Raw genomic sequence first — 11,564 nt, forward strand, 5'->3', positions numbered from 1 at the left:
CGCCCCGGAATGACGGGCCAGTCATCACCACGTCGCGGTGCCCTTCATGGTCGGCTGACCTTGCGAATTCGCCGTCCACAATTCCATGCCGTTGTCGCTCGTGCTGGCGTTGACGGAAAACTCCGAGCCTTCGAACAAAGGCTGCACGCCGCGATAGCTGAATTTTTTCGGCGCAGCGCCGCCATGCAGTTTCGCAGCAAATTCCACCAACAGCGCTGCCTGCATCGGGCCGTGGAAGATCAGCCCCGGATAGCCTTCGACCTTGGTGACATAGTCGCGGTCGTAATGGATACGGTGGCCGTTGAAGGTGAGCGCCGAATAGCGGAACAACAGCACGGTATCGGCCATATGGGTTTCGCGGTGCTGGGGCACGGGCGGCGGCGCTGCCTTTGCCGGTGGCGTCGTCGAGACATCGCGATAGACGATGTCCTGACGTTCACGGATCGCCGTGCCGCGCGGCGTGGTGACCAGGTGATCGACCGAGACGAAGCACAGCTGGCCGGTTGAGCCGGTCTTCATCGTCACCTCGGCAATGCGCGAGGTCCGTGTCACTTCATCGCCGACACACAAGGTATCGAAGAATTCGAGCTCGCCACCGGCCCACATCCGTCGCGGCAGCGGCACCGGCGGCAGGAAGCCGCCGCGCGCCGGGTGCCCGTCCGCTCCAAGCTCGGACATCGGGAAAACCGGCGGTGCCAGGCACCAATGCATGGTGAAGGGAGCGGCATCGCCCTTTTTTGGTTCGCCGATGTCGAGAAAAAGCGTGGCGCGCAGGCCTTTCACTTGTTGCGCGGTGACGATGTCGGAAACCTGTGTGCTGCGGCCGATCCATCTGCGCAAATGTTCCAGGTCGGGCTTCTCGGTCATGACGATTTGATCCCTGTCGGAACAGCCTTTTCGGATTTCGCAGCACCCGGGCGTTCGCCGATTCCGGGTACTGCGCCGTAGTGGCGAGGCTCGTCGACGACGATCGCGGCAGGCGCGGGATAGGTCACCGGGCCGTTCGGCGTGCCGACCTCGATGCGACGCAGATGCGGATGGGTGGCAAGACCGGCCATGGTGTTGACCTCGGCAAACGCGATGTCGGCATCGGCCAGGCGCTGCAAAAGCTCATCGCGCGTCATGGTCGCAAAGATTTCGCCGACCATGCCGTCGGTGAGGTGACGGTTGCGCACACGCTCCACCATGCTGGCGAAACGGGCATCGTTGGGCAATTCGGGCCGGCCGAGGACGTCGGCGCACAATTTCTTCCATTCGCGTTCGCTCTGGATCGAAATCAGGATGTCCTTGCCGTCTTTGGAACGGAACACGCCGTAGGGCGAAATCGAGGGGTGGGCGAGCCCCATCCGCTGCGGCGGTTGGCCAGCTTCGAAATTGAGCAGCGGCACGGTGAGCCAGTCGGCCATCACGTCGAACATCGAAATGCGAATATCGGCTCCCTTGCCGCTCTTTGAGCGTTTGATCAGCGCTTCGAGAATGGCGGCGTGCGCGGTCGCGCCGGTCGCGATATCGACGATCGACAGGCCGACGCGCGAGGGGCCGTCCGGCCCGCCGGTGATCGAGGCAAGCCCGCTTTCGGCCTGGATCAGAAGATCATAGGCCTTGCGATGCGCGTAAGGGCCCTCATCGCCATAGCCGGAAATGGTGCACAAGATGAGCGCCGGGTAATCCTTCTTCAGCCGCTCAATCGAAAAGCCGAGCTTGTCCATCGAGCCCGGTTTGAGATTCTGCAACAGCACGTCGGCGCCCGCGATCAGCCTTTCGAGCTGGCCGCGGCCCTCCTTTGTGGCGAGATCGATGACTTGCGAATCCTTGCCGCGGTTGAGCCAGACGAAATAGCTGCTCTGGCCCCGCGCCGCGGCGTCATAGCCGCGGGCGAAGTCGCCCTCCGGGCGCTCCACCTTGATCACATGGGCGCCGGCGTCCGCCAAACGCGAAGAGCAGAAGGGTGCGGCGACGGCCTGTTCGACGGCGATGACGGTTATTCCCTCAAGTGGCAGCATAATCTAGCTCTAATGGAGTGGATTTGACATTCGCCAGCCACCTAGCTGCAGACTCGTAAAGCGAATGTCAAATCCTAAACTCCACCAGTGTGGCGGTTCAAAAGTCCGTATCATTGCAGCCCGCGAGTTCGTCATGCGGACTTCTGAACCAAAGCCACACTAGAAACAATGGCTTGCCAGTGTCCTTTCGATTCCGAAGTTCGCAAACGAGATCGCCGCAAAACGATGCGAACTTCGGAACCAGGACACTGGAAACCCAAATTTGCCAGCGATCCTTTGATTCCAACATTCGCAAAGGCGTCCGCCGCAACGGGAAGCGAATGTTGGAATCGGATCACTAGTAGGAGCGGGGCATGCCTAGCACATGCTCGGCGATGAAGGACAGAACGAGATTGGTCGAGATCGGCGCAACCTGGTAGAGGCGCGTTTCGCGGAACTTGCGCTCGACATCGTATTCCTCCGCAAATCCAAAACCGCCATGGGTCTGCACGCAGGCATTCGCCGCTTCCCACGAGGCGTCGGCCGCGAGCATCTTGGCCATGTTGGCCTCGGCGCCGCAATCGAGCCCCGCTTCGTATTTGCGGGTCGCTTCCTTGACCATCAGCTCGGCCGCGCGCATGGCGGCATAGGCCTTCGCGATCGGGAACTGAATGCCCTGATTTTGCCCGATCGGGCGGCCGAACACCGCGCGTTCCCTCGCATAGTTCGAGGCCTTGTCGATGAACCATTTGGCATCGCCAACGCATTCGGCCGCGATCAGGATGCGCTCGGCATTCATGCCGGAGAGGATGTAGCGAAAGCCCTTGCCTTCCTCGCCGATCAGGTTTTCCGCCGGCACCTTGAGATCGGTGAAGAAGACTTCCGTGGTCGAATGGTTCATCATGGTGCGGATCGGGCTGATCGAAAGCCCATGATCCTTGGCCGCCTTCATGTCGACGATGAGGACCGACAGGCCCTCGGTGCGTTTCTTCGCCTTCTCCTTCGGCGTGGTGCGCGCCAAAAGGATCATCAGGTCGGAATATTCGGCGCGGCTGGTCCAGATCTTCTGGCCGTTGACGACGTAGCTGTCGTTGCCTTCGCGCCGCGCAAACGTCTTCAGCGACGAGGTATCGGTGCCGCTGGTCGGCTCGGTGACGCCGAACGCCTGCAGCCGCAACTCACCGCTTGCGACCTTCGGCAGCCATTTCGCCTTCTGCTCCTCGCTGCCATGCCGCAACAGCGTGCCCATGGTGTACATCTGGGCATGGCAGGCGCCGGCGTTGCAGCCGGCGCGGTGGATCTCTTCCAGGATCGCGGTTCCGGCCGACAGTTTTAGCCCGGCGCCGCCATATTCCTCGGGGATTAGCACGGAGAGGTAACCTGCTTCCGTCAGCGCATCGACAAACGCTTTCGGATAGGCCATTTCGCGGTCGAGCTTGCGCCAGTATTCGCCGGGGAATTGGCCGCAGAGTTTTGCCACCGCATCGCGGATGTCGGCGTATTCGTCGTCGTGATCCACGGCTGTCATCGGAACTCGGCTGGAAGATCGAGGGCGCGCATCGTGGCGGTGCAGAATGCGCAGAGGGTTTCTGCGCCTCCGTCTTTGCTGAAGATTTCGACCGTGGCAACCCCGATCGAGCCTGACATTTTCAGGGTTTTCGCCCGCGCCAACAACTCGGTGCCGCTGGCCGGCTCGAGGAAATTGATCTTCAGCTCGACCGTGACTCCGATCCGCCCCTTGGGCAGGCTGGACGTCACGGCCATTCCCGCCGCCTGGTCGGCCAGGGCCGTGATCACGCCGCCGTGAAAATGGCCGAAGAACTGCAGGAGATCGTCGCGGCGCGACAGTGCGAGCTCCGCATATCCCGGCTCTAGCGCTGCGACGCGAAATCCCGCCGCGCCCGAAAATCCCTTGGCGTTGATCGCCTCGGCGAGGCTAGGCGGGTTGAGGCCCTGGCTCATGCCGGGATGCGCACGGGTAACTGCTCGATACCTCGGACAAAACTCGAATAGACCCGTTTCGGCTCGCCGACCACCTCGATCCGCTCAAACCGCCTGAGGATCTCCTCCCATACGATCCGCAGCTGCAGTTCGGCGAGCCTCATGCCGACGCAGCGGTGGATGCCGAAGCCGAACGACAGATGGATGCGCGGTCGGGCGCGGTCGATGATGAACTCGTTGGGCCTCTCGATGACCTCTTCGTCGCGGTTTCCCGAGACGTACCACATCACCACGCGGTCGCCCTTGCGGATTGTCTTGCCGCCAACCTCGGTGTCGACCAGCGCGGTGCGCCGCATATGCGCCAGCGGAGTCTGCCAGCGAATGACTTCCGGAACCATGGAATCGATCAAAGCGGGGTTTTCGCGCAGCTTCCGATATTGGTCGGGATGTTCGTTGAGCGCCAGCACCGAGCCGCTCATGGTGTTGCGCGTGGTGTCGTTGCCGCCGACGATCAAGAGCACGATGTTGCCCATGAGATTGTCGGGCTCCATGTAGCGCGTGGCCTCGCTATGCGCCATCATCGAGATCAGGTCATTTCTCGGCTCGGCGTTGACGCGTTCGTTCCAGAGTTTTGTGAAATAGGCCGCGCACTCGTCCATCTCGGCGCGGCGCTGTTCGGCGGATTCGACCACGCCGCCTTTCGGTAGCGCCGTGGAGACGTCGGACCAGCGGGTCAGCTTGCGGCGTTCCTCGAACGGAAAGTCGAACAGCGTGGCCAGCATCTGGGTGGTCAATTCGATCGAGACCAGATCGACGAAGTTGAAGGTCTCGTTGCGCGGCAGTGAATCGAGCACCTTGCAGGTTCGTTTGCGGATCAGGATTGCCAGTTCGTCCAGATGTCCGGGAGTGAACATCGGCTGCACGGTCTTGCGCTGTGCCGAATGCCGCGGCTGGTCCATCGCAATAAAACTCGGCCAGTCATAGCCGGGGGGAACGTCGCGGATCGAGATACCGCCGAGCGAGACATCAGAAGAGAAGACGCCGTGGCTAGTGTCGACATGCATGATGTCGTTGTATCTGGTCACCGACCAATAGGGTTCGATCGGCGAGTTGGTGCAGTAATGCACCGGCTCTTCCTTGCGCAGCCGCTCGAAAAACGGCCACAGCGTATCGTCGCGGAACAGCTGCGGCGCGCCGGGGTGGAAATCCTTCAGCGGCATCGAATAGGCGGCTTCGCGCGCGGCGCGCTGCAGCGCCTCTTTCTTTACACTGGCAGATGTCTGGATATTCATGATCGATCAATCCCGAACACGCTCAGCCGGCGATGCGCTCTTTCGCGCTCACGCACACACGTTTGCAGGATTGGCTCACCCTCGAAGGTTGCGCGCATGGGCCGGCTGTTCCCTTGAATGTCCCTCCGTGGTTCTCGTCCGGAGGGTGTTTGTGGGCACGAATTACATCCCCTTGCGCGCATCAGGGCAAGAGAGAGTTTTGAGGCATTTTCGCTCCTTCGGCTCAAGCTGCCGGTAATCCGGAAAGCCCCTTCTCAGCCGCCGGCGCCCGTGACAAGCTGATGAGTGAGAATCTTGTTTCCGAAAGGCCTTCCGCCATGATCCCCAACGCGTATCGGATGTTCAATTTCGATCTCGGTGAAACCGCGGATGCGCTGCGCGAAACCGTCCACGATTTCTCCAGCCATGAGATTGCGCCGCGCGCCGATGAAATCGACAAGACCAACCAGTTTCCCAGGGACCTGTGGCCGAAGCTCGGCGCGCTCGGCCTGCACGGAATTACGGTCGAGGAAGAGTATGGCGGCTCCGGGCTCGGCTATCTCGAGCATTGCGTGGCGATGGAGGAGATTTCGCGCGCATCCGCCGCGGTCGGCCTGTCCTATGGCGCCCACTCGAATCTCTGCGTCAACCAGATCAGGCGCAACGGCAGCGACGCGCAGAAGAAGAAATATCTGCCCAAGCTGATCTCCGGCGATCATGTCGGAGCGCTGGCGATGTCCGAACCCGGCGCCGGTTCCGACGTGGTGTCGATGACGACGCGTGCCGAGAAGAAAGGCGATCGCTACATCGTCAACGGCGCCAAGATGTGGATCACCAACGGCCCGCTGGCGGAAACGCTGGTGGTCTATGCCAAGACCGATCCTTCGGCCGGGCCGCGCGGCATCACCGCCTTCATCATCGAAAAGGGCATGAAGGGTTTTTCCACCGCGCAGAAGCTCGACAAGCTTGGCATGCGCGGCTCGGATACGGGCGAGCTGGTGTTCGAGGATTGCGAAGTGCCGGATGAAAACGTGCTCGGCGACGTCGGCCGTGGTGCCAATGTGCTGATGTCCGGCCTCGACTATGAGCGCGCGGTGCTGGCGGCGGGTCCCTTGGGCATCATGCAGGCCTGCTTCGACGTGGTCATGCCTTACGTGCACGAGCGCAAGCAGTTCGGCCAGCCGATCGGCAGCTTCCAGCTCGTCCAGGGCAAGATTGCCGACATGTACACGACCATGAATGCCTCGCGCGCCTATGTCTATGCGGTGGCTAAGGCCTGCGACCGCGGCGAGACCACGCGCGAAGACGCTGCCGGCGCCATTCTCTATGCCTCGGAGAAGGCCACCCAATGCGCGCTCGATGCGATCCAATTGCTCGGCGGCAATGGTTACATCAACGACTATCCGACCGGGCGGCTCTTGCGCGACGCCAAGCTTTATGAAATCGGCGCCGGCACCTCCGAAATCCGCCGCATGCTGATCGGACGGGAATTGTTCGAGAAATCGGCGTAGGGCGTTGCCAAGAGCTAATAGTTCCGCAAGGAAGTTGTCATCACCGCGCCTGTCGCGGTGATCCACGTCTTACTTTTTCTCTCGCGGCGGAAGACGTGGATGGCCGGGTCATCTAACGCGAAGACGCGCGGAGCCTGTCATCGGGCCGCGCTTCGCGCGGACCCGTTGGCGCTTTTGCCCGGCCATGGCGGGGCGAGAGAACCGCAAACGATCCTAATTCCGCACGACCACGACCGTGCCGATCCTGACGCGATTGTAGAGATCGACGACGTCTTCGTTGGTCATGCGGATGCAGCCGGATGACACCGCTTGCCCGATCGTCTCCGGCTCGTTGGAGCCGTGGATGCGATAGAGCGTCGAGCCGAGATACAATGCGCGCGCGCCCAGCGGATTTTCGATGCCGCCTGGCATGTAGTGCGGCAGGTCCGGCCGCCGCGCCAGCATTTCCCTTGGCGGCGTCCAGCTCGGCCATTCCTTTTTCGCGGTGACGCGGTGGGTGCCGGCCCAGCCAAAACCCTCGCGGCCGACGCCGATCCCATAACGCAGCGCCTGGCCATTGCCGAGCATCAGGTAAAGCCGCCGCTCGGCGGTATTGATGTAAATCGTGCCGGGGGCAAAGGAGCCGGGGGCGCTCACCAACTCGCGCTGAATCGGAGACCCGCCGTAATACGAGCCGCCGCCACGGCCAAAAATCGAGGGGCCGCCGCCGCCGTAATAGCCGGAATTTCCGCCATAATAACCAGGGCTATAACCCGGGCTGCTCCTGTAGGTGTAAGTGGGGCCGCCCCGCGAGTTGCCCCGCCCGAAGAAATCAAAAAAGTCGCTGCCCTGGGCGCGCGCCGGAGAGGTATCCACCAGTACAATCACCGCCAAAGTCAGGAAAGCAAACAAGAAAGCAAAAGAGCGTGATGCAAAAGCCCGTGTCATTTCGTTCCTCGCAAGCAAAGAGCGATCTTGGGCATCGAGTCAGGCCATAATCGGCGCAATTTCGCAAGCAGTGAGGCGGCCAGCCATGCGAGTTTTGAATGCAGCGGTTAACCAAAACGCCCTTGTGGGCGATTGCCAGCAATGCGTCCGGAACCCTTTGACGAAACCCCAAAGGAGTGGTTGATCCCTTTAGAGCATGATCCGGAAAAGTGGAAACCGGTTTTCCGAAAAGATCATGCTCAAACAAAGAGATGAGATCATGATGCGATTGATCGCATCATGATCTAGGTATCTCGATGAGGTGCGATCAAGAGCGCGGGGACGGGAGTAGAACGATGAATGGTGCGGAAAGTCTGGTGCGGACCCTGGTCGCGGGCGGAGTTGACGTCTGCTTCACCAATCCGGGCACTTCCGAGATGCATTTCGTCGCCGCGCTTGACCGCGTCGAAGGCATGCGCTGCGTGCTCGGCCTGTTCGAGGGCGTGGTGACGGGCGCGGCCGACGGCTATTTCCGCATGAAGGGCAAGCCGGCCTCGACGCTGTTGCATCTCGGTCCAGGCCTTGCCAACGGGCTTGCCAATTTGCACAACGCCAAGAAGGCCAATTCCGGCATCGTCAATATCGTCGGCCAGCACGCCGTCTACCACATCGGCTACAACGCGCCCTTGACCTCCGATATCGAAGGCCTGGCGCGGCCGATGTCGGCCTGGGTGCGGACTTCGCCGGATGCCAAATCCGTGGCGGCGGACGGCGCAGCCGCAATTGCCGCGGCCCGGAGCAATCCGCCCCAGATCGCGACCCTGATCCTGCCGGCCGACACCGCGTGGAACGAAGCCGACGGCGTCGCACAGGTGCCACAACAATCACAGCGTCCGACTTTCTCGCCGCAGGCGGTGGAGAGCGCGGCCAAAGTGCTGCGCAAGGGCGAGCCGACGCTTCTGCTCCTGACCGGCGGGGTGCTCACCGAAAACGGGTTGGCACTTGCGGCACAGATCGCCGGCAAGAGCGGCTGCAAGGTGATGGGTCAGACCTATAATCCGCGCATGGCGCGCGGGCGCGGGCGGTTTTCGATCGACCGCATTCCCTATGTGATCGAACAGGCGCTGCCGATCCTCAAAGACTTCAAACACATCATCCTGGTCGAATCCGCCGACCCGGTGGCGTTTTTCGCCTACCCGAACAAGCCGAGCCAGTTGAAGCCTGAAGGTTGCGAGGTCCACCGCATGACTTCTAGCGGGGAGAATTCGGTCGCCGCGCTCGAGGCGCTGGCCTCTGCGCTTGGCGCAAAACCCTCCGACGCCAGACCGCAACCGATGGTCGAGCTCAAGAAGCCGACCGGCGCGCTGACCTATCCCTCGATCGCGATGGCGATCGCGATGGCGATCCCGGAAAATGCGATTCTGGTCGATGAATCCATCACCACCGGGCGCGGCTTCTTTCCGCCGACGGCCGCCGCCGCACCCCACGACTGGCTGCAGAACATGGGCGGCTCGATCGGATTTTCCACGCCCATTGCCACCGGCGCCGCGGTGGCGTGTCCCGACCGCAAGGTGATCTGCATGGTCGGCGACGGCAGCGCCATGTACACGCTGCAATCGCTGTGGACGCAGGCGCGCGAGGGCCTCAACGTTACCACCATCGTGTTTGCCAATCGTATCTACCAGATCCTGCGCGGCGAGTTCGACGGCGTCGGCGCCGGCGAGCCCGGACAGCGCGCGCTCGACATGCTCAGGATCGACCGCCCCACGCTCGACTTTGTCGCGCTCGCCAAAGGCATGGGGGTTGCGGCGCGCGCGGTTGCGACCGCGGACGAATTGGTCGTCGCGCTTGCCGAAGCCATCCCCGAGCGCGGACCGCGGCTGATCGAAGTGCAGATGTGAGGAAGACCCGACCGCTCGTCATGCCCGGGCTTGTCCCGGGCATCCACGTCTTAAGTATCCGAAGAAAGAAAGACAGGGATAGCTGGGACAAGCCCGGCCATGACGGCTAACATTTGGCCTAGAGAGACCGGAAAGGTTGCGAAGTCTCCGGGGACCCTATGCAAGCCGAGCTGGACAAGGTCGTCGCCGCCTTGCGCGAATTTTACGCGCAAGAAACCTTCCTGTTCGAACACGATCTCGGCGAGCGCACGCTGACCCATCGGCTGGCGGTGCACCTGGAAAGACAGTTTGCCGGTTTCAACGTCGATTGCGACTACGACCGGCTGGGCGCGCGCACGCTGCGGCTTCCGCGCGGCACCATCGTTTCAACCGACGATCATCTCGGCAAATCGATCTATCCCGACATCGTCGTGCACCAGCGCGATGTCCCCAACAACCTGCTCGCCATCGAGGTCAGGAAGGCCGGCAACCACCAGCCGCTGGAACACGACCAGCAGAAGCTGCGTGCGCTCACCGATCCGCATCTGTGGTTCGCCTACTGGATCGGCATGATTTTGACTCTGGAAAAAAACAGGGTTAGCAGGTCGGAAGTGTATGTAGCGGGCTACCCCGACCCCGAATTGTCGCTCTGGTTCTCCCGTCGGCTGAAGGGTGCGGGCCTGGGCACGGGGTGAGGGGCCGTGGCGGAAGGCAGGACTCGCGAATGAAAGTTTTCAGACGTTCGATCTTGATCACCGCGCTGTGGCTTTCGGGTTCGGTGCCGGTCGCCGCGCAGGCGCCGGGTGCGGGCTCGGCGATCGATGCCGCCTCTCAAGCCATTCTCGCCAACCCGAAGGTGATCAAGGCGCTCGAGGACATCAAGGCCGATGACGTTCACGCCTTTGCCGAACAGAAACGCATCACGGAAATTCCGGCTCCGCCATACAAGGAGAGGCAGCGGGCCGAATATTTTCTCAAGCGTTTTGTGGAACTCGGCTTCAACGACGCCGCAATCGATACCGAGGGCAATGTGATTGCGTTACGCAAAGGCAGCGGCACCGGCAGGCCGAAGCTCGTGGTCTCGGCCCATCTCGACACCGTCTTCCAGGAAGGGACCGACGTGACGGTGAAGGAAAAGGACGGCGTCATTCTTGCGCCCGGGATCGGCGATGATTCCCGCGGTCTGGCCGCGCTGCTCTCGATGATCAAGTCGCTCAACGCAAACGCCATCGCAACCGTCGGCGATTTGGTGTTCGTCGGCACCGTCGGCGAGGAAGAACTCGGTAATCTCAGGGGAGTGCGAGCCCTGTTTCGCGATCACGCCGACATCGACGGATTCATTTCGATCGACGGTCTCGGCGTCACCAGGGTCGTCAATCAGGCGACCGGAAGCCACCGCTACGAAATGACCTTCAAGGGGCCCGGCGGTCACAGTTTTCAGGAGTTCGGATTGCCGAGCGCGATCCATGCCATGGGACGCGCCATTGCGAAGATCTCGGAGTTGCAGACGCCTTCCGATCCCAAAACCACCTTTACCGTCGGCACCGTGAGCGGCGGCACTTCGGTCAACGCCATCGCGGCGGAAGCGAAAATGGCGGTCGACATGCGCTCGAATTCGACGGAGGAATTGCTCAAGCTCGAGGGCCGCCTGCTCGATCTCGTCCGAGAGGCCGTGGTCGAGGAAAATGCGCGCTGGAATTCCGACAAGCTCTCCGTCGACATCAAACTGATCGGCGATCGTCCGGCCGGGATCGTCGCGATGGATTCGCCGATCCTGCAGGCCACGCAACGCGCCGTAACCGTGCTCACGCGAGAACCGCGCGTGACCTTTGCCGGATCGAGCACGGATTCCAATCTCGCGATGTCTATGGGAATTCCTGCGGTCACCATCGGCGGCGGCGGGGAAGGCGGAAACTGGCATTCGCGCAATGAATGGTACAAGCCGGTCGATGCCTATCTGGGTCCGCAAAGCGCGCTCCTGACGGCCCTGGTGCTCACCGGGCTCGACGGCGCGACCAGGCCGGCACTCGCCGTGCGTCGGGAAAAATAGAGCATGATCCGGAAAAGTGGAAA

General features: G+C 61.8%; 10 protein-coding genes. 4 read left to right on the plus strand and 6 right to left on the minus strand.

The genetic code is table 11. The annotated features are described in order from the left end of the window. Nucleotides 1-24: 24 nt before the first annotated feature. From VNX23_RS02205 to VNX23_RS02225, 5 genes are all read right to left on the minus strand, one after another. Nucleotides 25-867 carry an FAS1-like dehydratase domain-containing protein gene (locus VNX23_RS02205; RefSeq protein ID WP_325627513.1) on the minus strand — a complete coding sequence of 281 codons (843 nt, stop codon included), beginning with the start codon at nt 865-867 and terminating at the stop codon, nt 25-27. Next, nucleotides 864-2,003, minus strand: coding sequence for a CaiB/BaiF CoA-transferase family protein (locus VNX23_RS02210; RefSeq protein WP_325627515.1), 1,140 nt, complete (start codon nt 2,001-2,003; stop codon nt 864-866). The genes VNX23_RS02205 and VNX23_RS02210 overlap by 4 nt, the downstream gene beginning before the upstream one ends. A 337-nt stretch (nt 2,004-2,340) precedes the next feature. Beyond that, nucleotides 2,341-3,510, minus strand: a complete 1,170-nt coding sequence (locus tag VNX23_RS02215; protein ID WP_325627517.1) for an acyl-CoA dehydrogenase family protein — start codon at nt 3,508-3,510, stop codon at nt 2,341-2,343. Then, a complete protein-coding gene (locus VNX23_RS02220) occupies nt 3,507-3,944 on the minus strand; it encodes a PaaI family thioesterase (RefSeq protein WP_325627519.1) in 438 nt (145 codons plus the stop codon). Before VNX23_RS02220 ends, VNX23_RS02215 begins: the two co-directional genes overlap by 4 nt. Continuing rightward, complete coding sequence (locus tag VNX23_RS02225; RefSeq protein ID WP_325627521.1) at nt 3,941-5,215, minus strand: cytochrome P450; 1,275 nt, start codon at nt 5,213-5,215, stop codon at nt 3,941-3,943. Before VNX23_RS02225 ends, VNX23_RS02220 begins: the two co-directional genes overlap by 4 nt. 317 nt (nt 5,216-5,532) lie before the next feature. Here VNX23_RS02225 and VNX23_RS02230 point away from each other — a divergent pair, with 317 nt between their 5' ends. Then, entirely contained in the window at nt 5,533-6,705 is a 1,173-nt protein-coding gene (locus tag VNX23_RS02230; protein WP_325627523.1) for an isovaleryl-CoA dehydrogenase, read from the plus strand. A gap of 213 nt (nt 6,706-6,918) precedes the next feature. On the opposite strand, the gene VNX23_RS02235 is transcribed toward VNX23_RS02230, so the two are convergent. Continuing rightward, complete coding sequence (locus VNX23_RS02235; RefSeq protein WP_414642937.1) at nt 6,919-7,632, minus strand: L,D-transpeptidase; 714 nt, start codon at nt 7,630-7,632, stop codon at nt 6,919-6,921. 335 nt (nt 7,633-7,967) lie between these two features. Here VNX23_RS02235 and VNX23_RS02240 point away from each other — a divergent pair, with 335 nt between their 5' ends. From VNX23_RS02240 to VNX23_RS02250, 3 genes are all read left to right on the plus strand, one after another. Then, the gene (locus VNX23_RS02240; protein ID WP_325627528.1) at nt 7,968-9,512 is read left to right on the plus strand and encodes an acetolactate synthase large subunit; all 1,545 of its coding nucleotides are present in this window, start codon (nt 7,968-7,970) and stop codon (nt 9,510-9,512) included. Nucleotides 9,513-9,670: 158 nt separating this feature from the next. Continuing rightward, complete coding sequence (locus VNX23_RS02245) at nt 9,671-10,186, plus strand: hypothetical protein (protein WP_325627530.1); 516 nt, start codon at nt 9,671-9,673, stop codon at nt 10,184-10,186. A gap of 29 nt (nt 10,187-10,215) precedes the next feature. Beyond that, nucleotides 10,216-11,541 (plus strand): M20/M25/M40 family metallo-hydrolase, encoded by a 1,326-nt coding sequence (locus tag VNX23_RS02250; protein WP_325627532.1) that lies wholly within the window; start codon nt 10,216-10,218, stop codon nt 11,539-11,541. Nucleotides 11,542-11,564: the final 23 nt, after the last annotated feature.

Source organism: Bradyrhizobium sp., assembly GCF_035570375.1.
In the GTDB taxonomy this organism is placed as follows: Bacteria; Pseudomonadota; Alphaproteobacteria; order Rhizobiales; family Xanthobacteraceae; genus Bradyrhizobium.